General features: G+C 59.6%; 16 protein-coding genes. 9 read left to right on the top strand and 7 right to left on the bottom strand.

Annotated elements, in window-relative coordinates:
- Positions 1-223: 223 nt before the first annotated feature.
- From AEQ67_RS12475 to AEQ67_RS12485, 3 genes are all read right to left on the bottom strand, one after another.
- Positions 224-2713 carry a TonB-dependent siderophore receptor gene (locus tag AEQ67_RS12475; protein WP_059404161.1) on the bottom strand — a complete coding sequence of 830 codons (2490 nt, stop codon included), beginning with the start codon at positions 2711-2713 and terminating at the stop codon, positions 224-226.
- A 116-nt stretch (positions 2714-2829) separates the two neighbouring features.
- Positions 2830-3783 carry a FecR domain-containing protein gene (locus tag AEQ67_RS12480; protein ID WP_059404162.1) on the bottom strand — a complete coding sequence of 318 codons (954 nt, stop codon included), beginning with the start codon at positions 3781-3783 and terminating at the stop codon, positions 2830-2832.
- A gap of 3 nt (positions 3784-3786) precedes the next feature.
- Positions 3787-4296 carry a sigma-70 family RNA polymerase sigma factor gene (locus AEQ67_RS12485; RefSeq protein WP_059404706.1) on the bottom strand — a complete coding sequence of 170 codons (510 nt, stop codon included), beginning with the start codon at positions 4294-4296 and terminating at the stop codon, positions 3787-3789.
- Between the two features lie 294 nt (positions 4297-4590).
- Here AEQ67_RS12485 and AEQ67_RS12490 point away from each other — a divergent pair, with 294 nt between their 5' ends.
- The 4 genes from AEQ67_RS12490 to AEQ67_RS12505 all read left to right on the top strand — a co-directional run bounded on the left by AEQ67_RS12490 (position 4591) and on the right by AEQ67_RS12505 (position 12128).
- Complete coding sequence (locus AEQ67_RS12490) at positions 4591-7998, top strand: Ig-like domain-containing protein (RefSeq protein ID WP_059404163.1); 3408 nt, start codon at positions 4591-4593, stop codon at positions 7996-7998.
- A 256-nt stretch (positions 7999-8254) separates the two neighbouring features.
- Positions 8255-9361 carry an alkene reductase gene (locus AEQ67_RS12495; RefSeq protein WP_059404164.1) on the top strand — a complete coding sequence of 369 codons (1107 nt, stop codon included), beginning with the start codon at positions 8255-8257 and terminating at the stop codon, positions 9359-9361.
- 666 nt (positions 9362-10027) lie between these two features.
- Positions 10028-10915 carry a LysR family transcriptional regulator gene (locus AEQ67_RS12500; protein ID WP_059404707.1) on the top strand — a complete coding sequence of 296 codons (888 nt, stop codon included), beginning with the start codon at positions 10028-10030 and terminating at the stop codon, positions 10913-10915.
- A 139-nt stretch (positions 10916-11054) separates the two neighbouring features.
- Positions 11055-12128 (top strand): Gfo/Idh/MocA family protein, encoded by a 1074-nt coding sequence (locus AEQ67_RS12505; RefSeq protein WP_059404165.1) that lies wholly within the window; start codon positions 11055-11057, stop codon positions 12126-12128.
- A gap of 211 nt (positions 12129-12339) precedes the next feature.
- On the opposite strand, the gene AEQ67_RS12510 is transcribed toward AEQ67_RS12505, so the two are convergent.
- Entirely contained in the window at positions 12340-13764 is a 1425-nt protein-coding gene (locus tag AEQ67_RS12510; protein ID WP_059404166.1) for an MBL fold metallo-hydrolase, read from the bottom strand.
- A gap of 4 nt (positions 13765-13768) precedes the next feature.
- Entirely contained in the window at positions 13769-15670 is a 1902-nt protein-coding gene (locus AEQ67_RS12515) for a hypothetical protein (RefSeq protein WP_059404167.1), read from the bottom strand.
- Positions 15671-16101: 431 nt separating this feature from the next.
- Between AEQ67_RS12515 and AEQ67_RS12520 the strand changes: the two genes are divergently transcribed.
- The gene (locus tag AEQ67_RS12520) at positions 16102-16545 is read left to right on the top strand and encodes a hypothetical protein (RefSeq protein ID WP_059404168.1); all 444 of its coding nucleotides are present in this window, start codon (positions 16102-16104) and stop codon (positions 16543-16545) included.
- A 191-nt stretch (positions 16546-16736) separates the two neighbouring features.
- Here AEQ67_RS12520 and AEQ67_RS12525 read toward each other — a convergent pair whose 3' ends face one another.
- Entirely contained in the window at positions 16737-17747 is a 1011-nt protein-coding gene (locus tag AEQ67_RS12525) for a patatin-like phospholipase family protein (protein WP_059404169.1), read from the bottom strand.
- A 37-nt stretch (positions 17748-17784) separates the two neighbouring features.
- Positions 17785-18354 carry a YceI family protein gene (locus tag AEQ67_RS12530; protein ID WP_059404170.1) on the bottom strand — a complete coding sequence of 190 codons (570 nt, stop codon included), beginning with the start codon at positions 18352-18354 and terminating at the stop codon, positions 17785-17787.
- Between the two features lie 193 nt (positions 18355-18547).
- Between AEQ67_RS12530 and AEQ67_RS12535 the strand changes: the two genes are divergently transcribed.
- From AEQ67_RS12535 to AEQ67_RS12550, 4 genes are all read left to right on the top strand, one after another.
- Complete coding sequence (locus AEQ67_RS12535) at positions 18548-19306, top strand: SDR family oxidoreductase (protein WP_059404171.1); 759 nt, start codon at positions 18548-18550, stop codon at positions 19304-19306.
- 214 nt (positions 19307-19520) lie between these two features.
- Positions 19521-20498 carry a hypothetical protein gene (locus tag AEQ67_RS12540; RefSeq protein ID WP_059404172.1) on the top strand — a complete coding sequence of 326 codons (978 nt, stop codon included), beginning with the start codon at positions 19521-19523 and terminating at the stop codon, positions 20496-20498.
- Positions 20495-20869: a hypothetical protein gene (locus AEQ67_RS12545; protein WP_059404173.1), complete on the top strand. Its 375-nt coding sequence runs from the start codon at positions 20495-20497 to the stop codon at positions 20867-20869. The genes AEQ67_RS12540 and AEQ67_RS12545 overlap by 4 nt, the downstream gene beginning before the upstream one ends.
- Before the next feature lie 98 nt (positions 20870-20967).
- Complete coding sequence (locus AEQ67_RS12550) at positions 20968-21342, top strand: hypothetical protein (protein ID WP_059404174.1); 375 nt, start codon at positions 20968-20970, stop codon at positions 21340-21342.
- Positions 21343-21387 lie beyond the last annotated feature (45 nt).

Consider the following 21387-nt stretch of genomic DNA (forward strand, 5'->3'; position numbering starts at 1 on the left):
GACTCCGGCGGTGGCGATGGCTGCCTATCATAGCGCGCCTGACTGAATGACTGGCGTTGAAGGTGATGATGGGGAACAGTCGGCCGTTGTGTTGGATGTGCCGGCCTCATCGCGGGCAAGCCCGCTCCAACAGTTTTTTGTGTCGTTCACACTGTTTGTGCAACACCAGAGATCCTGTGGGAGCGGGCTTGCCCGCGATGGCGTCCGTCGAGCCAGGCGAAAATTACCAGTCGTACGTCATTTCAACCGAAGCCACCCGCTCCTGCGCGTAGTAGCAACCGAACGAGTAGTTGCAGTCCGACACGTACTCGCGGTCGAAGACGTTCTGCACGTTCAGGCGCGTCTGCAATCCGCGCAGGCTCGGGTCGAGTTTGCCCATGTCATAACTGACGGTGGTGTCGTAGACGACATAGGACGGCACGTCGAACGAGTTGGCCGCATCACCCGGTTTGCGCCCGGTGTAGCGCGCGCCGGCGCCGAAGGTCAGGCCATTGAGGCTGGCCTGGGTGAAGTGATAATCCACCCATAACGCGGCCGATACCGGCGACTGCGCTTCATTGCGGTTGCCCTGATTGCCCCACGTATCCTTGGTGTAGAACGAGTCCATGTAGCTGGCCGCCGCCAACACGTCGACGTTGTCGATACTGGATTTGACTTCCAGTTCGACGCCGCGCGAACGCACTTCGCCGCTCTGCGCCATGTACTCCGGATAGTCATCGTCGCCCGTCAGCACGTTCTTCTGTTTGACCTGATACACCGACGCGGTGATCAGCGTTTTCTCGAACGGCTGGTACTTCACACCCACTTCGTATTGTTCGCCCTTGGTCGGCTCGAAGGCCTTGCCGCCGCGCTCGGGGGCTGCGGTGCCCAGGGTCGGCAGGAACGATTCGGAGTAGCTGACGTACGGCGCCAGGCCAAAATCTGTGACGTAGGTCAGGCCCACGCGGCCGGTGAACTGATTGTCGCGCTTGGCTTCGTGGGTCGACGCCAGCAAGTCCTTGTTGTCGAGTTCCGCCCAGTCCTGACGACCGCCGATGGTCAGGATCCACTTGTCCAGTTTGATCTGGTCCTGCAGGTACATACCGGTTTGGCGCAGGGTGTTGTCCCACTTCGTGGTCAACTGCGGCGTCACACTGCTGGTGTCGTAATTGTTCTTGCCGTACAGGTCGACCGGCAACACGTTGTTGGCGTTGTAGCCATCGTACTTGCGGGTGAAATGGCGATAGTCAACGCCCGCCAGAGTCGTGTGCTCCAGGGCCCCGGTGTTGAATGTGTATTCCAGGTTGTTATCGATGGTGTAGGCGATGTTGTGCTGGCGCCAGTCGACCTTGGCACGGTTAGCGCGGGTGAAATCGGTGACGCCGTCAGCATCGGTGACGAAGCTGCGCAGGTAGAAGCCCTTGTATTGGTCGCGCACATCGGTGTAACGCGCGGTGGAGCGGTACTTCAGGTCGTCGCTGAGGTTGTGGCTGAAGTCATAACCGAAGACGTACTGGTCGCGCCGGTAATCGTTGAAATTGGTGTCACCGGAGAAGAAGTGCCGGTTGATTCGCTCGCCGTTGGGGCCGCGTTCGAGCGAACCGATCCTTGGCAGCGACTGATAATCAGGCAGCCCGTCATCACGCTGAATCTGCGCCAGCAAGATCAAGGCGGTGTCTTCAGTCGGTGCCCAGGTCAGGCTCGGCGCCAACAGCATGCGTTCGCTGTTGTTATGGTCGACTTGTTCGTTGCCCTTGTTGGCGACGCCGACGAGGCGATAGCTGAACTGCTTCTGATCGTCGATCGGGCCGCTGGTGTCGAAGGCGCCGTTGACCCGGTTGTAGCTGCCCGCCCCCAGTTTGATCTGGTTTTGCTGCTCGGTGGTCGGCCGTTTGGAGACCATGTTGATCAGGCCGCCCGGCTGGTTCTGTCCGTAGAGCACCGACGACGGGCCTTTGAGCACTTCGATGCGTTCCAGGGTGTACGGGTCGATTTGCGGCGCACCACCGAGGCTGCCGGCGTATGGAATGTAGGCGCCGTCCAGGTACAACGGAGTCGGGGCGAAGCCACGGCTGGTGATTTCGTCGGCAATCGAGTTGCGGTCGGTGAAACCGCCGGTGTTCACCCCTGGCGTGTAACGCAGGGCTTGGGTCAGGTTGCGTGCGCCCTGCACTTCTACTTGATGCGCGGTCACCACGTTGATGGTCTGCGGCACTTCGAGGATTGGCGTGTCGGTCTTGGTGGCGGTGGCACTGCGGGTGGCCACGTAACCGTCGACCGGTCCGTAGGCTGACTCGATGGCCTGGCCCGAGATACTGGTCGCGCCCAGTTGCAGCGCCGCGCCCGAATCCACCACCGGCAACAGCGAATAGCTGCCATTGTCGTGACGCACCGCCTGCAATTTGCTGCCGGCGAGCAACCGGCGCAAACCGGCATCCACCGTGTAGCGGCCGCGTAATCCCGCCGACTGTTGACCGCCGGCATGCGCCGGATCGAAGGACACCGTCACACCCGCGGTGGATGCAAATTGGGTCAAGGCCTGGCCCAGCGAACCGGCCGGGATATCGAATTGCGTTTCGACGTCGGTCTGCGCCCAGACCGGCTGTGCCACGACCGCCATCCCCAGCGGGACGATCAGCGCCATACCGAGCAGTGCGGCATGGACTGCACGGTTCAAGGGGCTGGCTGAAGATTTGTTTGAAGGTTTGCGGATATGGGGATTGCGAGGGGTCATGCAGTTTCCTATCGCCCGGTGGCAGTGAATGGCGGCGTCGATTGCGCCTCTACCTACAAAGTCGAATGAGAATCTGAATCAACAACCCCCCTGCTGAATTTTTTTTGGATAATCACTCAAACCGGCCCCACGCTGGCCCAATAGCGGCTGAAACGCCGAATGCGCACCGGCAAGGTCGAGGTCAGGTTGTCCAGGATCGTGTCGGTATTGCCGAGGTGGAAGGCACCGGAAATGCGTAACGCGGCAATGGCGGGATCACACCCCAGGTGGCCGGGGCGGTAACGCTGCAATTCCTTGATGAAATCGCTCAGGCGCCAGTCATTGACCACCAGCATGTCGCGGGTCCAGGCATCTGCCTGGGGGTTGGCCCGCTGCACCGGGTCAATCTGATCCTGGCGAAAACTCAGTTGCTGACCGGCGTCGACGCGCACCGCCGGACCCTGCAGGCTGGCCGAGCGCACCTCGACTGCATGCTCCTGCACACAAACCTGCGTGCGCCCCGCTTCGCTGCGCACGATAAAACGGGTCCCCAGCGCACGAATGCTGCCTTCGGCCGTGTGCACAACGAATGGCCGGGCCAGATCGTCACGCGCGGTTTCAATCAGGATTTCACCCCGCAGCAGGTGGATTTCGCGCAGGTTGGCGCTGTAGCGAATGTCCACCGCAGTGGCCGTGTTCAGTTGCAACTGGCTGCCGTCGTCCAGGCGCACGCGGCGGCGTTCGCCGGTGCCGGTACGCTGGTCGGCCATCAACGTCGGCAGTGGCGTGGTGTTCCAGGCCAGGGTGCCCGCCGCGCCCGTCGCCAACAGGATCGACAAGACCTTGAGCACATCACGCCGTTTGGCGCGGGCACTGGCCAGTGTCGGCCGAGCGATGCCGGGGGCGACCTGACCGAGTTTGTCCTGCAAACGTGCGAGGCGCTCCCAGGCTTGCTGATGGCGTGGGTCGCGCTCCAGCCAGCGCCGATGCGCTTCACGGGTGGCCTCGTCCGGCACTTCGCCACGCAAGTCGACATACCAGCGAGCGGCGGCCTCAAGGGTGGCGTAATCCAGCGCTTGCGAACGTGCCACGGCTCAGTCCTCAAGCAACAGCAGGCAGTGCGTCAGGGCGCGCACGGCGTGTTTCTTGACCGTGGTCACCGAGACATTCAGTCGCCGGCCGATCTCGACATAGCTCAGGCCGTCGAGCTGGGCCATGAGGAAAATCTCCCGCGTCCGACTACCGAGACCATCGAGCAGCCGGTCGATTTCCATCAGGGTTTCGATAATCAGCGTGCGGGTTTCGGGGGAGAACGCCACCGGCTCCGGAATTGCCGCGAGGGTTTCCAGGTAGGCCTGTTCCAGGGCCTTGCGCCGGAACATGTCGATCATCAAGCTGCGCGCCACCGTACTCAGATAAGCACGAGGCTCGCGCAACTCAGGTGCCTTGCGCTGGGTCAGCACGCGAATGAAGGTGTCCTGGGCCAGGTCCGCCGCATTGTCGATACAGCCAAGTCGCTTGCGCAGCCAGCCACAAAGCCAGCTGTGATGGTCCTCGTAAAGCGTATGCACGGCGTGTTGCAGCGAGAGGTCGACGGAGGACATGGAGAAGGCCCAAAACAAAAGTTATTTGATAATGACTCTCATTTTCTTCCATGGCAGTCCATTTTGGCAAGGCCGGGCGGGAACAATGCCGCTTGCTCGTGGGGGATAACGTCATCCCCGACAGTGAGGACTATCCCCCACATGCGCGCGCTTTCTTCGATACCCGATGTCTTTCATCCAATGTAATGGTCTGATTTTAAAAGTCTTTTTATCCGTCTCTGGTGGTGGCGCAGCTTTTGCTTCAGGGGAAGGGCAAGTGCCGTTAATGCCGGCATGCCCCCCGAGAGAACCGCAATGAAAAGCTCAGTACCTGCGAACAAGTCGCCCGGCTTCTTCCGGGCGCAGGGCATCACTTCTGTGATGCTGATGACCTTCGGCCTGACCTCGGCCATCGCTGCCCCGATCGATGATGTCGGGCAACCGCCACCGACGGATCCTTCGGCCTACTCCAATCCGCCCGCCGATCCCGTGGCAGCGGCGGCCGCGCTGGAAGCCTTGAAATCCTTGCCGGAGGCCAATCAGGGCGCAATCGCCCTGCCCAACGGCGTGTACGGCGACCGCGACACGCCGCGTGCCGACAACGTGCTGCCGCCAGACTTGCAGACCTCGTTCAACTTCCCCACCAACGGCAAACCCAGCCCCTTGTTCGGGGCCGAACCGTTTACCCAGCAACTGCTGCTGTTCGAAGAGTTTGGTCCGGAAAAACTTGACCCGACCACCCCGCCACAGCCCCTGACATTCCCGGTACCCACCACCGGCCCGGCGCCCCAGCAGGACCCGAACAACGTCGCCCGCAGCGGCCCGTCGAGTGCCGCGATCGAAGCGTTCATGCGCCAGCCCGGGTTGTATCCGTACCCGTCGCAATTCTCCAATGTGCTGGACCGCAACCCGTGGAAGGCGCAGATCGAAGCCTTCCTCAACCGCCACCCGGTCGGCTCGCCCGCCGAGGGTCGGCCACCGGGAAAAGGCTGGTCGCATCAACGCTGGAACGAGTTTTATCCTCAGGTTCAATACAAGACCGTGCAAATGGGCGCGCGAACCAACGGCGGCCTGCGCGACCGCAAACAATTGCATAACTACGCCGTCGGTGAATTCGCACCCGGCGGGCTCTACTACCAGACCTCCGACATCCCTGAAACGGCGGGCACGACCAAAGGCATCGACGTGCGTTTTCACTCGAAAATGCCGCTGCAGAATCACAACTCGTTGTGGACCTTCGACGGCACCGTGCCGCCCAAGTTGCTGATGGTCCGCTACGGCCAGCCGCTGCTGATGCGTCACTACAACGCCCTGCCGATCGACCCCGCCGCCAACGCCGGTTTTGGCCTGCACACCATCAGTACCCACGAACACAACGGCCACTCCCCGGCCGAAAGCGACGGCTATGCCAACGCGTTCTTCTTTCCGGGGCAGTACTACGATTACCGCTGGCCGATGCAACTGGCCGGCTACGACACCATCAACACCACGGCGCAAGATCCACGCGCGGCGTTCCCCTGCTCCCCGGGCGAGAAGCTGTACGTCAACGATGCCAGTCCCGGGTTGAAGACCTGTGAAAACGGCACCATCAAGATCCGTGGCGACTGGCGCGAAACCATGAGTACCCACTGGTTCCACGACCACATGCTCGATTTCACCGCGCAGAACGTCTACAAGGGCAACGCGGTGATGATGAACTATTACAGCGCTATCGATCGCGGCAACGAAGCGATCGAGGATGGCGTCAACTTGCGTTTGCCCAGCGGTTCGGCGTTGCCTTGGGGCAACCGTGACTATGACGTCAACCTGGTGGTCGCCGACAAAGCCTGGGATCAGAACGGTCAGTTGTGGTTCAACCCGTTCAACACCGACGGCTTTCTTGGGGATCAGATCCTGGTCAACTGGCAGTACCAGCCACGGCTGAAAGTCCGGGCGCGCAGCTATCGTTTCCGCATTCTCAACGGCTCGGTGTCGCGCTACTTCAAACTGGCACTGGTACGAGAAATCAGCGGCAATGGCGGCGAGTTTCCGGGACCGTCGGGATCGGGGGTTTCCTACAACCGGGTGCCGTTCCACTTGATCGGCAACGACGGCAACATCATGGCGCACGCCGTGCCCTTCGACGGCAGCATGGACCTGGATGGCGACGGAGACCGGCAGGACCACAATGCAATCCTGCCGACACAGGGCATCGCCGAGCGTTACGACATCATTGTCAACTTTGCGAAAAACGGCATCAAAACCGGCGACAAGCTGTACTTCGTCAACGTGCTGGAACACAAAACCGGCAAGGGGCCGGAGAAAAACGAACTGTCCCTGGCTGACGTGCTGTCCGAGAAGTACAAAGCCGTCATCAAGCAAACCAGCAAAGGCCCGCAATGGGACAAGGGCGACCCCACCGTTGGCAAGTTCATGCAACTGGTTGTGCAGCCTTACACCGGACAGGATCAGAGCATGGACCCGGTCGCCTATGAGCCGGCCAAACCCGGCAAGCCCGCCGGGAAGGTAATGATCCCGCTGACCATCGATCGCGACAACCCGAACGACCAGGCAAAACTTAAAGCGGCGCGGCATCGCGAGTTTATTTTTGGCCGCTCCGATGGTACTGATGAAGCGCCCTGGACCATCAAGACTGACGGCGGTTTTGGCTACAACATGGACCCGCGCCGCCTCAGCGCCGCGCCACAACTGGCCAACGGCCCGACCGATGCCGGGTTCTCCGGCGACGGCACGCTTGAAGTGTGGAAAATCAAGAATGGCGGCAACGGCTGGAACCACCCGGTGCACGTGCATTTCGAAGAAGGGGTCATCCTCAGCCGCGACGGCAAGGCGCCGCCGGAATGGGAAAAATGGGCGCGCAAGGACGTCTATCGCATTGGCGAAGGCATCGACAGTTCAGTGGATGTCGAAATGGCGATCCACTTCCGCGAGTTCGCCGGCACGTACATGGAACACTGCCACAACACCCAGCACGAAGACTCGTCGATGCTGTTGCGTTGGGATGTCGAGCATCCGGGCCAGTTCCAGTTGATGCCAACGCCGTTGCCGGGTTGGGACGGGGTCACCTATGTGAACTCCGCTGCGCTGCCGCCCTTCCGCACCGGCGGTCAAGACGATGATCACGAAGGCGACAACAAAAAGCCGGTGGCCAACAACGACAGCGCCACCAGCAGTAACGGCCTGCCGCTGACCATCAACGTGTTGGCCAATGACACCGACCCCGACGGTAACCTGCCGCTCAAAGTCGTCGGCCTGAGCCAGCCGGACTCCGGTTTGGGTACGGTCAGCACCGACGGCGTGCGAGTGACCTACACGCCACCGGCCGTCGTTCCGGCGCCATTCACCGCAACCTTCACCTATCAAGCGAGTGACGCCAAGGATGCGGTCTCGCCACCGGCAACGGTGTCGGTGGCCGTCTCTGGCGCAGCGGTCAACGAAGACCTGGTGGTCACCAGTGCTTCGGTAACGGTGCGCAGCAACAACCGCAACACCTGGGACCTGGCCGGGACCACGTCGCGCGGCACCGGCAATACGCTGACGGTCACCGCGACGACCACTGCCGGACCGCTCAACCTGGGCAATGCGACCCTCACTCCGACCGGCAGCGGTGCCCGCTGGCGAGTGTCGGTCACCACCACCGGCGCCGGGCCGACAGCGAGCCCGACCGTGACCATCAGTTCGGCCTTCGGCAAGTCGGTAACGGTGCCGATAGCGGTGCACTGATGAGCTATCGATCGGCGCCCGGCCCATGCAATGTGGACCGGGCGTTGGTGACGGGTAACAACGGTTAAAAGATCGCAGCCTTCGGCGGCGCCTACAGAAATCGCATTTTTTATGTAGGCGCTGCCGAAGGCTGCGATCTTTTGATGTTGCCCGGCCGATTACGGAACAATCGGTCCGGAGAGACTGGATCTTTGCCCCGTTTTTCTCCTGAATCGAACGGCCTAAGGTGACCTCCAGACATTTACCGGAGGTCACCATGAATCACCCAACCCTGCTTTCCAACATTCAAATTGGCCCGCACGCCCTGTCCCACCGAGTCGTCATGGCGCCACTGACGCGCATGCGTTCCGAGCCCGGCGATGTGCCCGGTGCGTTGATGGCCGAATACTATTCGCAGCGCGCCACCGACGGCGGTCTGATCATTTCCGAAGCCACCGTGGTTTCCACCACCGGCAACGGCTACCTCGGTTCGCCCGGCCTGTATAACGACGCGCAGATCCCCGGCTGGAAAACCATCACCGAGGCGGTTCACGCCAAGGGCGGACGGATTTTCCTGCAACTGTTCCACGCCGGTCGCCAGTCCCACAGTGACATGCAGCCTGATGGCGCCCAGCCAGTCGCACCTTCGGCGGTCGACTATGACGGCGTCGCCTACACCGCCAGCGGTTGGGTGCCGAGCACACCGCATCGCGCCCTCAGCGAAGCGGAGGTTGTGGCATTGGTCGAAGATTTTCGCAGCGCCGCGCAACGAGGGCTGGAAGCGGGTTTCGACGGCGTGGAAATCCATGGCGCCAACGGTTACTTGATCGATCAGTTCCTGCAGGACGGCAGCAATCGCCGTACCGACGCCTACGGCGGCAGCATCGCCAAGCGAGCACAATTCCTGCTGGACATCACCCGCGTGGTGATTTCGATCTGGGGCAGTGAACGCGTTGCGGTGCGCCTCGGCCCGAGCGGCAATTTCGGCGACATGAAAGACAGCAATCCCGAAGCGCTGTTCGTCTACGTCGCGCAGCAACTGGCGTCATTGAAACTGGCCTATCTGCACTTGATCGAGCCGCGGGTGCTGGGTAACTCGATTGACGAAAGCAAGGACCAGAACCCGGTGGCGGCGCAGTTGATTCGTCGTCATTACGCTGGGTTGATCATCGCTGCGGGTGGTTTTACTGCGGCCACCGCCGAGGAGATTTTGAAAGCGGGTGATGCGGATCTTGTGGCGTTTGGGCGTGACTTTATTGCCAACCCGGATCTGCCGGAACGTATTCGGCATAACCGGCCGTTGAATGCGTATGACCGTGACACCTTCTATGGCGGTACTGAGGTTGGGTTTACTGACTATCCGTTTTATCAACAAAGCGCTTGAGTTTTGCATTGGCTGTCAGGCCGTCTTCGCTGGCAAGCCAGCTCCTACAGGGATCTTCAGCGAACACAAAATCGGTGCACGACGACGATCCTGTAGGAGCTGGCTTGCCAGCGAAGGATTCGAATGCGCCACGTTTCTCCTGATGAAACGCGTCATCGTTGACGACCTTCGCGAGCAGGCTCGCTCCTACATTTGAATGGGGGATACCTGCGAGAGATTGGTTGGCTGTCAGGCCGTCTTCGCTGGCAAGCCAGCTCCTACAGGGATCTTCAGCGAACACAAAATCGGTGCACGACGACGATCCCGTGTGGGAGCGAGCCTGCTCGCGTAGGTCTTGAATGCGCGGCGTTCATCCTGTTGTTCGCGAGCAGAGGATACCCATTACGAACAGGCCATTCCCCCTGTAGGAGCTGGCTTGCCAGCGAAGGATTCGAATGCGCCACGTTTCTCCTGATGAAACGCGTCATCGTTGACGTCCTTCGCTGGCAAACCAGCTCCTACACTGAAGCTTCAGCGAACACAAAATCTGTGCACGACGAAGATCCCGTGTGGGAGCGAGCCTGCTCGCGATGGCGGCGCCTCGGTATCCCGGACTTCCCCTTTGCAAATCCCCCACCCGCCTCTACTCTGCGTTAATCCCTCCCTGCACCGAGCACACCTCACATGATGGACAGCCTCAGCGGTATCACGGCCTTCATTCAGGTGGCCGAAACCCGCAGCTTCACCGAAGCCGGACGCCTGCTGGAAATCTCCTCGTCGGCCGTGGGCAAAAGCGTGGCGCGCATGGAAGAACGCCTGGGGGTTCGGCTGTTCCACCGCAGCACCCGCAGCGTCACCCTGACCACCGAAGGCGAACTGTTTCTGGACCGTTGCAAACGCATCCTCAGCGAAGTGGAAGCGGCGCAAATGGAGCTGCTGGAACTGTCCGCCAGCCCACGGGGCAAGGTGCGCATCAGCGTGCCGATCCAGAACGTGTTGATCATGCCGGTGCTGGCCGGGTTCATGCGCGCCTACCCGGACATCGAACTGGACGTGGACATGTCCGACCGCATGGTGGACGTGATCGAGGAAGGTTTCGATGCCGTGGTCCGCACCGGTGCGCCGCAAGATTCGCGGCTGATGGCGCGCAAACTGGGCGGCTATCAATTGCAGTTGGTGGCGTCCCCCGAATACCTGGAACGCCATGGCGAACCGACACACCCCGACGACCTGCGCCACCACGTCTGCCTGCTGCACAAGTTTCCGGCCACCGGCATGATCGAGCGCTGGCCGCTGCGCATCGGCGAGACGCACATCGAGCCGAATCTGTCGAAAGCCCTGGCCTGCACCACGATGGATCCGCTGACGTACCTGGCGATAGATGGCGTGGGGATTGCCTGCCTCCCGGATTTTTCAATCCGCGAGCCACTGGCCGACGGCAGGCTGAAGGTATTGCTGGACGACTACACCGACCACAGCGGCAACCTGTGGATGCTCTGGCCTGCATCGAAGCAGACCGCACCGAGGCTGCGAGTGTTGATCGACTACTTCAAGGACAACATTCTCAAGGTCTGAACTTAGCGTTGCAGCACTTGCGCGATGCCGCGGATTACAGCCGTCCGAGTCCAAAGTGTTCGGCCACCTGCCCCGTTTTTCCTTTGAGTGATGCTCCCTAGACTCGCCTCGTCAGCCATCAACCTGCGAGGTCACTTCCATGACAACCCCACACTCCCCCATTCGCGTCGGCATCGTCGGCGTCGGCACCTGGGCACGCCACGGCCACCTGCGGGTGCTCGCTCTGCTGCCGCAATATCGCGTGCAAGCGGTGTACAGCGAACACCGTGACCGTGCCGAAGCGGCAGCCCGCGAGTACGCGATTGCGCACATCGCCGATTCGCTCGATGCGCTGGTCCATCACCCCGAGGTCGACCTGGTGGTGGTGCTCAACACTGCGCCGCAGCACGAACACACCGTGCGCGCTGCCATCGCCGCTGGCAAAAATGTCTACTGCGAATGGCCGTTGACCACCACCACCGCTGCCTCGGAGAACCTGGTACATCTGGCGAACGACGCCGGCGTACGTCACATCGTCGGCCTGCAACGGCGTCACGCGCCGCACAACCGTTACCTGCAAGACCTGTTGCAGCAAGGCTACGTCGGCAAACTGCGCTCGGTACGCCTGCACGTCAGCACCCATTACCTCCAGGCCCTGCGCGCCAATGCCCTGCGCTGGACCGCCGCCGAAGAAAACTTCTCCAGCGTGATCGCGATCTACGCCGGGCACTTCCTCGACATGCTCTTCACCGCAACCGGCTGGCCGGTCAGTGTGCTGGGGTTGATGGTCAGCCAGTTCCCGCAAGTGACCATCGTCGAAACCGGCGAAGTGCTGGACAGTTCCGCGCCGGACCAACTGGTGCTCAGCGGATTGCTGGAGGACGGTGCGGTGATTTCGATCCACATCGAAGGCGGCAAGCGCAACGGCTCGGGGGTACAGCTGGATATCACGGGTGACGCGGGTGACCTGAAAATCACCAACCGTTCAGCCTTTGGTGATGTCGGTGATGACTACGTGATTGAGGGCGCCCACGGCGACAATCTGCCGCTGCAAATACTCCCCGTGCCTGATAGTTACCAACGCCTGCCGGCCTCTGGATTGCCATCGGCCGTGCTGGAACTGGCGGAGCTGTACCACGTGTATGCGCAGGATGTGGCTGAAGGCACACAGGCTGCGGCGACCTTTGCCGATGCGGTGCGATTGCACCGGTTGTTGGATGCTGTGAAAGGTTGAGCCATAACCCGATCTGTAGGAGCTGTCGAGCTTGCGAGGCTGCGTTCGGCTGCGCAGCAGTCGTAAAATCAGACGATGCGGTGTATCAGGAAAACCGCGTGCTCAGGGTTTACGACTGCTGCGCAGCCGAACGCAGCCTCGCAAGCTCGACAGCTGCTACAGAGATCGCAGCTTCGCAGGCTCGACAGCTGCTACGGAGTCGGAGTCAGGCTCAGAAGGAGATTTTGACCTCGACCCACAAGCCCGCTGGGTGATAGTCCAGCACCGCCCGGTTTTGCTCGGCGGTCGGTGTCTTCATGAAGGCTGCGGTTTCCTCGGCGATGTCACTGTCGCCGATCAACACACGCTGGCTGGTTTTATCTTTCAAGGCTTGATAAAGGTCGGGATACGGCATGTTCCAGTCATTATCCTCAGCGACTTTAGTCACCACCGGGATCATCGCCACCAACCTTTTATCGGTCATCTTTTCCAACCCCAATTGCCGCAGCGTGGCGTTGTGGCTGCAATGGTGGCCGACTTTGTACAACGTGACGCGCGCCAGAATGTCATCGATGGAAAGCGCACCACCCTGCGCCGGATCGGGCGTGCGCGGGTAAGTCTGATCGGCCCACGACAGCCAGTTGCCCACCTGCGCATCACCCGGAAACAACAGCACCTGCTGGTCCGGCAGTTCGAAGGCCAGGACCAGGCTGGTGTTGTTGGTGTCGGAGTCCATTTTCAGCGCCAGCGTCTCGGCTGATGAATACCACTCGTCATCGATTTTGCGCTGCGCCTGAGCGGGGTCGAAGTACAGCTTTTGGGTCAGCGTGTGGTCCTTCGGCAGCTGCTGTTTCAGCGGGTCCAGCGGCCGTTGATGCGGGCGCGCAAAAGGCAGGTCGAGCGCCTGCACGGGCACGCCGTTGAGGTGCCCGACCTGAAGCTCGATGGCATGGGCATCTTCCTCATTGGTCAGGTACACCTCTTTGGCAGCGCCTTGCGACGGTGTGTCCTTGCGCAAGCGTTTTTCATCTCTTGGCGGCCCCATCACGTAGGCCTTGAGACCGGCAATCCCGGTTGGCGTGACCACATCGCCCGGCTGCAGAAAACGCGTTCGCGCCGGCGTCGCCTTGTCCTTGAGCATCTGCAAAGTGCTGGCCCCGGTCGGACGAGCGCCGCCGGTGACCCCCATGAATGCACTCAGGTCCAACACCGTCTTGATGTGTAAATTGTCTTCCTTCAACGCGGTCATTTTCGGCTGACCGGCCAGCGCCGACAGCGCCTGCTTGGCCTTGTCGAAATGCTGATGCAGCGCAACGGCCTGCGGATCGCCGGGGTCTTCCGTCCAGGCCAGCCAGAACTCGCGAATCTCGAACTGGTTTTTGAACGCTTCCTGCTCGTACAGAAATCCAGACAGGTGATCGTGGTGTTCATGGGTGACGACCAGCAGGTCCAACTCGCCGCCGGTGGTGGCCAGGAGGTCGCCGACAATCTCTTTCATCCGGTCCCTGGCTTTCTCGACCCCCTGCAACACACCGCAGTCGATCAGGATGTGCTTGACCTCAGCATTCTCGACCTGATGGCGCAGCAAAAAGCAGTCGCCCAGAATGCCCCGGTACATGCGCACCGATACCGTGCCGGGTGAAAGACTGGTGGTCATGGCGTCAGACTCCACGATGGGTCATGGCGAACGGATTATCCTCGGCGCGTGCGCCTCGGTAGGTCAGCGCCAGACTGTCAGTGCCGGTCTCGAGGAATTGTCGCTGGCAGGCCAGTCGCGCCCCGTCGTCGATGCGCTTGCGAATGACATAACGGACCTTGCCATCGCGCAGATCGATGATCAGCGTCGCACCGCCACGAAACAGAAAGTCGCTGGCCAGCGGTGGCGTGCTGCCCGCCAGATCCTGCTGATCCTGCGCATTCTGGTTTGCAGGGTCCAAAAAGCCCTGGCGCTTTTGCGTCACTTCGATCACCAACTGGCGCAGGTCCTGACCATCGGGCCCGGCACGACGGCAGGTCCGCACCGAGTGCACCTCGACCGCCGGCTGGGTGGCGTTAAATCGAGGAAACAGGCTGCCGGCGATGTACCGCTCAGTTCGGTCAGTATTGAAAACCACGCCCAGTGCATCGGCCCAACCCGGTGTCGAATCGCAAACCTTCATCATCCAGTACCAAACAATCTTGCGATTGCGCTCGGCCTGGCGAAAGCCCTTGTGCCGCTGGTATTGCGGGGTGATATCGAGCGCGTGCGTGCCTTTGGGCGCGTTCAACAGGTCTTTGGCCTCAAGGTCAACGGCAGCGGTTTCCCACAGCAGGCTGTCGGGGGCCAGTGACAAACAGTTCTCGGGCAGTATGCCGCGACGTCGGAACGCCTGAATCATCGCCAGGCGATATTGCATCGGGTCGTCCGGGATCAAATCGGTGTCGGCGGTGATGATGCCCCGCAAGAACTCACCGAACCGCACATCCACCGGAGGCAAGTAGTCCAGCGCACGGATACACATGCGCAGAACGTGATCCGCCGACTTGATGGCTTCACGGGTCAAGCGCTGCACCAGTTCCGGTGGCAGGCGAGTGCTCGCTTTGCCGCCGCTATCGGCCAGGCGCAACAGATCGGACGAGCGTTGTTCATAGATGCTGACGAACGCGTCGAACACCGCCGCGACCAGAATGGCACCGCGCTGATGGGGCTCGCGCACCTTGGCCAGCAGGGTCGGATCGGGCAGCTGCTGGCTGTCCTTGTCGTCGATGGCTTCGCGCAATGCCGCGTAACGCCCCGTCGCCTCGCCGAACTGCCGCGCCAGGCCACTGAGCCAGGAACGTTGGTTGAGGTTGCCGCCATTGGCGGCCACGTACTTGGACACCGCCTCGGGCAAGGTGAAATGCATCATCAGCGCCACGATGTCGGCAAAGGCTTCATGAAATGCCAGGCTGTCGGCACTGGTCGACTCACTGTAGCGACGGTGCAAACCATCGAGAATAGCGTGGGTGGTTTCGTGGGCGATGATGTCGTGGGACAGCGCGGTGAACACCCAACTGCCCGGCAGATTGGCCCCGGGATCAGTGATCGAGGCCTTGAAGTAACCGAACATCAAAGCCTTCTTATCCTTGCTGTAATAGGCATTGGCCTCGCGCAGCGCATGCGGGTAAATGCGCAGTTTGCGCACTTCCTGATACGACGAGGTTTTCTCGTCCCAGCGCGGGCACCAATACACCTTGCGCCCGAGTGCACGCTCAAACAGCTTGACGGTTTTCATCGCCACGGCGAACACCATCTGCTGGTGGAACCGCGGATCGCCTTCGGACGGCGTTAGCCCGTCTTGCGCCAGCAGATGCCGGTCGTTGAGATCCACCGGGTCGTAAAACTGGCCGCTGCTCGGGTCGACATCGATGACTTCAAAATACTCGTTGACCGGGCCCGGCTGCATCTTCGCTTCCCAGCGCTCCTCCCAGGGAATCTGAATGGTCGCGTGGCTGATGCGGGCAGTCTCCAACTGCGTGGACGCCTGCGGGTCAAACGCATAAACCCGAAGCCTGCGCATCGGTGGCGGTGGATAGCTGTTCATCTGCCCGGTCTTCCGCTTTTTTTTGGAATCAGCAAAAGCATAGATGACTTATCGCCCCCAACGCATACCCCTTGTAGGAGCTGTCGAGTGAAACGAGGCTGCGATCGGCTCTGTAGGAGCTGTCGAGTGAAACGAGGCTGCGATCGGCTCTGTAGGAGCTGTCGAGTGAAACGAGGCTGCGATCGGCTGCGCAGCAGTCGTAAAATCAGCCTGCGCGGTACACCTGACACACCGAGCACTCAGGGTTTACGACTGCTTCGCAGCCGATCGCAGCCTCGCAAGCTCGACAGCTCCTACAGGGGTGCGCGCAGGCTGATACAAGGCGCTGTTTGCGGTGACCGACCATCCGAATAATCACCCGCCGTGCCCTGATAGCTAGAATTTACTAGGGGGATCACTTCAACGCGTCCTTACAAAGCGGGAGTATCACGATGAAAATCGTATCTTCGCTGGCGTTAGTGGTAGCGGTCGGGTGGATCTCTGGGTGTTCGACAGTGCCTGACAGTCAAATCACCAACGTTCCCCTGAACGCTACTTCCACTAATCCCGGGAGTATCGCCCAGACAGTCATGATGCCCAGTGGCAGTACGACGACGTTCTGGTTTGCCGTCAGTGGCGAACCCATAGGCAGCGCATTACCGGGCCGCTTGATGGCCTACATCTATCCAGGAAGCTGTGGAAACCTGGGTGCCAAACCCGCCTATGACATCAACGACGGTCCGAACGCGCGGTTCTATTCGCCCGCCTCGCACCAGTATTTCTGGAAAAGCGCACCGGTAACCGTCGACACGCTTCGCGCTGGCGGTTACGCGTTGGTGGTGCGTCAAAGCCCCGCCGACGGTAATCAGAATATCTTCTGCGGGAACCTGAGCTGAAAGTAACCCAATCCCTGTAGGAGCCGAGCTTGCTCGCGAAGGCGGTGTGTCAGGCAACATGTGTATTGGCTGACACGCCCGCTCTTGTAGGAGCCGAGCTTGCTCGCGAAGGCGGTGTGTCAGGCAACATGTGTATTGGCTGACACGCCGCCTTCGCGAGCAAGCTCGGCTCCTACAGGGGATTTCGTTGGTCAGGGAAGCAGTTCTGGGGCATAGGCCGTTAGCCGCGCCTTCACCAGTGAAGCGCCGTGGCGAGTCAGCACCTCCATTTCATCTGATGACAGCCGGCTCAGGTTCGTACCGATGGATGAGGCAAACGCCGCGTCACCCTGGCGAGATTCACCCACGTGACTGTCGATCGAAAACCACATCGGCTTGGGCCCCTTCCCCGCCAGAAACCGGTACTGAAGACGGTCAAATTCCAGCCCGCGGATCTGCTCCATCATGATGTCGAGCCCGGCCTTGAGCACGATGGCGCCAGATTCGGTCGGCCGACTGTTGTTCGCAAACGGCTTGCCACCGTCGCTGACAATCACGTAATCGAGCGCATTGCGATCGCGCACTAACGGGCTGACGGCCATGTTGTCGTACACCCCGCCATCCGTCAGCGTCACGTATTCAACGTTGGCGGCGGGACCGTAGGTACTGGAATCGAGCCTGAGCGGCGGGAACACGGGCGGAAACGCAGATGAAGCCGCAACCGCCTGGCAGATCGGGAAATCAGGGGCCGGTATGACCCCGAGCTCATGCTCACCCATCTCACAATCCTTACCGCCGCCGGCAACGAAAAAGAACATATTGCCGGTCGAGAGATTCGTGGCATTCAGATAAATGCGCGGCCCGTTGCTCAGCGCCACCAGCTTTTTCTTCAGGAACAGATCCTTATCGTAGGAGCCTGCCAACTTATCCAGTCGCGACTCGAACGGATCAAGCGAACCGGCGATAAACGATGACACCGCAATCGAACGCGTACGCAGGTAAGTGTCGAGCAAGTCCAGTTTATTGGCCGCGCTCCAGTTCAACGCAACCGTGGCACCGGCAATACTGCCGCCGCTCACACAACTCAGCAGATCGAGCTTGTCGAGAAGCCCGTGGCTGTCCAGTTCACGCATGACGCCCAGGTGAAACGCAGCGGCTCGAAAGCCGCCGCCCGACATGGCCAGACCGATGCGTTTGTTTTCGCCGTTGATGGTCACTGACATGGTTAGCTCCCTTGATAGTGAGAAGCGTGGAACAGCGCTACCGCTCTGGCGCAACCATCTTGAACTTGATGTTGATGTCGTCGGAGACGGCAGTGTCGGCCCATTCACCTTCACCGATTTTGAAGTCGCTGCGCTTGAGCTTTAATTTGCCTTCAAAGATGCCGATGGCGTTCTCAGCCTTCAGGAGCACCGGTACATCCACTTCGCGAGAGGTTCCCCTGAGTGTGAGTTTGCCGGTGATCACGTAGCGGTTGTCACCCTGCGCTTTCACGCCGGTCGATTCAAAGGTCGCCACCGGATACTTTGCCGTGTCAAACCAGGCAGGCTTTTGCAGCTCGTCATTGGCGTCGCTGCTGCCGGCATCGATGCTGGCGAGCTGGATGGTCAGCGCGGCATGGGCGGATGACGGGGCCGCCGTGTCGAAATCAAGAGTGGCGTCGAACTTGCTGAACGTGCCATAGACCCGCGAGCCGAACTGGTTGTACGTGAAGGAGATCGTGCTGGCGGTTTCATTCACTTGGGTGTATTCGACCGCCTGGGCACAAGGCAAGGCGCCGAATACCAGAGCGGCAAACAATGCGGCGGAACGCGGGAATCGAGGGGTCATGGGGTTCTCCGGTTGGGGCTCCCGTCTTGAGTCGCACCCACACCAATGTTAATGGACTAAAGCAAAGAACCGCCCTTAATTCCACCCGATGCACTGACTTCCGACCACCTGTCGGCCGAGCGGATTTCGCACGGTGCACCTACCCTTGCGGGTGTTTAATTGCTCCAGCACTCACCGCGTCGGGAGAATGGCCATGAAAATCGTCGTCATCGGAGGCACAGGGCTGATCGGCAGCCAACTCTGCAAAAACCTGCAGGCGCTCGGCCATGAAGCCCTGGCGGCGTCACCCAGTACCGGCGTCAACGTCATCAGCGGCGAAGGACTGAAGGAGGCACTGCAAGGCGCCGACGTGGTGGTCGACGTGGCGAACTCGCCCTCCTTCGAGGATCACGCAGCACTGCACTTCTTCGAAACCGCCGGGCACAACCTGTTCGCGGCGGAGAAAATCGACGGCGTCAAACACCATGTCGCCCTGTCCGTCGTCGGCACCGAGCGGATGCTGGAAAGCGGCTACTTCCGGGCCAAAATGGCGCAGGAAAAACTCATCAAGAAGTCCGGCATTCCCTACACCATCCTGCGCGCCACACAGTTCTTCGAGTTCATCGGCGCCATCGCCTACTCGGGCCGCGAAGACGGCGACACCATCCACCTGACCTCCGCCGCGCTGCAACCGATTGCCTCGCTCGATGTAGCCGCCGCGCTGACCGATATCGCCCTGCAAGCACCGGGCAACCAGACCGTGGAAGTCGCCGGCCCCGAGTGTAAGCCGCTGGTCAAGTTCGTCACACAATACTTGCAGCACATCAAGGACCCACGCCAGACGGTTTCGGACGACACGGTTCCGTACTTCGGCGCGCCGATCAACGACCAATCGCTGACGCCGGGAGACAACCCTATTGTTGGTCCGACGAGGTTTGACGACTGGCTCAAGAGCCCGGCGCATGAGTCCTGAGGGACGGCCGGAAATGTCCTACGACTCGCGGGAAGAACTGAATAGGACAGTTCCTGATTTATCCGTTTAGTGGATTTTTACGAGCAAGCACATGTTCATGGAGCCGTATATTCGCTGACGATAACTGGCGATAAAACAATTCCAACACCAAGGAGCGGTAGCATGGCGTTTGACGCGAAGAACTTCACATTCTCCAAAGTACTGGGCTGCTGAAATGGCAGAGCCTCTAGCGTTTATCAATTCGCAAAGTCAGACCTACGAATCCCTCAAGGCGCAATTGGGTCTGACGGGGATTTCCAAAAGCAAATTCGATGCACTCAACAGCCACATCGCCAACACCGTGGTGCTGGCCGGCGAGCTGGTGATCATCGGTGACGCGTCCACTTCATCCAGTACGAGCCAAGAGGCGTACTTGATGGCCAAGGCACGCGACATCCATATCGGCCTGTTGACCAACCATGTTGATGCGGACGACTTCTTTCTCGATAACTTCGAATTGCTGCAAGGCGTGCTCGCTCACGGCGCTATCGGAGCCGGTGTCGTCAGTGATGCCTGGAGCAAGCACATGGCAACGATCAAGAAAACCCTGGAAGAGATCGAGCAACTGCACAAGGAATACCTGCGCACCGGATCAATCGCCGCCAGGGACAAGTTTTATACCGAACGCGCGGTGTTGTTCGGCAAGCTGGAATTGCAGCTCGCCAATGTCGCGTCCTACGGTTCAGGGTTGCGTTATCAGGGTTCGATAAAGCGAATGCTGGGGATTTCGACCAAGCGTTATATGAGTTCTGGGGAGATTGCGGGGTACGCGGAAAAGGTCAGTGGCGTGGCCCGGGCTGCGAAGCTGATCAAGAGCGGGACCTATATTGGCACGGCTCTGACGGTTGCTTCGTCCGGGCTTGAGATCAGGAATGCGTGTGCGTTGGGGCGGGAGGATCAGTGTACGAGGGCCAAGTATGTGGAGGGTTCTTCTTTGGCCTTTGGATTAGGGGGTGGAGCAGCGATGGGATATCTAGGCGGACACACAGCAACATATGGTTGCATAGTTGTACTCGGTACGATTTCCGGAGGTCCCGGGGCCTTGGTATGTAGCGTCGTAGGCGGTGCAATAGGAGGTTGGGCAGGCGGATCAATCGGGAACAACATGGGCGAAAAAATCGGCGAGTATTTGTATGGAGAAATCATACAGTGAGTCAAATTCCACTCGGCCTGATCGCACTACTTATTGGTGTTCCGATGATACTTATAGTGATCTGGTTGACCTATATGGTGCACGTCTACACTGAAAAAGCGGAAGCCTTAATGCCAAACAGTATCTTTGTAGAGGCTAATAAAAAAACGTTCTCTCATGCGGGGCTCTTGGGAAAATCTGTGCGCAATGGCTTTCTGACTATGGTCTTGCTTACCCCGGCTTTGACAGCCAAGCGAGGTCTTGTAGACGTCGCCGATGTACAAAATTTTCCTAGCGGATTTAAGCGAATGTTGGTTGCGTCCTGGGGTTTGAATTTTTTGTTCTGTGTGGCTCTGATAGTGTTCGGAAGTTACTTGAAAGCTATTGAGTGACGTATGTTTAAATAAGTGTTTTTTGCCTGCAAGCTAATAGCTAATAGCTAATAGCTAATAGCTAATAGCTAATAAGCCTTTTATGGGAAAAGGACCCAATGAATCATATAGAGCCAGGCCTGATAGCAGGTATTATCGGCGTACCATTTCTACTGATAACGATATGGGTGTTTTACTTGGCTCATGCCTATACCGAAAAAGCGGAGCTCCTGATGCCAAACAGCAGTTTCGTACAAGCCAACAAAGGGATGCTTTCGCAAGCAGGTCTTATGGGAAAAGCAATACGCAACGGCGTCCTTACTTTGGTTCTGCTAACGCCGTCCCTGGCAGCCAAGCGAGGTATTGTGGATGTTGCCGATGTCAAAAACTTCCCGAATGGTTTGAGGCGAATGCTGGTTGTTTCATGGGGCTTGAGCTTTTTATTATCAGTCGCGTTAATGATACTTAGTGGCTACCTGAAATATATAGAGTAGATAACAGGTATTAAGTAAACAAAAAACGGGCCGCCCAATGAGTGA

Source organism: Pseudomonas sp. RIT-PI-q (genome assembly GCF_001297125.1).
GTDB lineage: Bacteria > Pseudomonadota > Gammaproteobacteria > Pseudomonadales > Pseudomonadaceae > Aquipseudomonas.

What these genes read in the sequence shown, in the direction of transcription:
- AEQ67_RS12475 (WP_059404161.1), bottom strand. Translation starts at nt 2,713, where the DNA reads ATGACCCCTCGCAATCCCCATATCCGCAAACCTTCAAACAAATCTTCA.
- AEQ67_RS12485 (WP_059404706.1), bottom strand. Translation starts at nt 4,296, where the DNA reads ATGTCCTCCGTCGACCTCTCGCTGCAACACGCCGTGCATACGCTTTAC.
- AEQ67_RS12490 (WP_059404163.1), top strand. Translation starts at nt 4,591, where the DNA reads ATGAAAAGCTCAGTACCTGCGAACAAGTCGCCCGGCTTCTTCCGGGCG.
- AEQ67_RS12495 (WP_059404164.1), top strand. Translation starts at nt 8,255, where the DNA reads ATGAATCACCCAACCCTGCTTTCCAACATTCAAATTGGCCCGCACGCC.
- AEQ67_RS12500 (WP_059404707.1), top strand. Translation starts at nt 10,028, where the DNA reads ATGGACAGCCTCAGCGGTATCACGGCCTTCATTCAGGTGGCCGAAACC.
- AEQ67_RS12505 (WP_059404165.1), top strand. Translation starts at nt 11,055, where the DNA reads ATGACAACCCCACACTCCCCCATTCGCGTCGGCATCGTCGGCGTCGGC.
- AEQ67_RS12510 (WP_059404166.1), bottom strand. Translation starts at nt 13,764, where the DNA reads ATGACCACCAGTCTTTCACCCGGCACGGTATCGGTGCGCATGTACCGG.
- AEQ67_RS12515 (WP_059404167.1), bottom strand. Translation starts at nt 15,670, where the DNA reads ATGAACAGCTATCCACCGCCACCGATGCGCAGGCTTCGGGTTTATGCG.
- AEQ67_RS12520 (WP_059404168.1), top strand. Translation starts at nt 16,102, where the DNA reads ATGAAAATCGTATCTTCGCTGGCGTTAGTGGTAGCGGTCGGGTGGATC.
- AEQ67_RS12525 (WP_059404169.1), bottom strand. Translation starts at nt 17,747, where the DNA reads ATGTCAGTGACCATCAACGGCGAAAACAAACGCATCGGTCTGGCCATG.
- AEQ67_RS12530 (WP_059404170.1), bottom strand. Translation starts at nt 18,354, where the DNA reads ATGACCCCTCGATTCCCGCGTTCCGCCGCATTGTTTGCCGCTCTGGTA.
- AEQ67_RS12535 (WP_059404171.1), top strand. Translation starts at nt 18,548, where the DNA reads ATGAAAATCGTCGTCATCGGAGGCACAGGGCTGATCGGCAGCCAACTC.
- AEQ67_RS12540 (WP_059404172.1), top strand. Translation starts at nt 19,521, where the DNA reads ATGGCAGAGCCTCTAGCGTTTATCAATTCGCAAAGTCAGACCTACGAA.
- AEQ67_RS12550 (WP_059404174.1), top strand. Translation starts at nt 20,968, where the DNA reads ATGAATCATATAGAGCCAGGCCTGATAGCAGGTATTATCGGCGTACCA.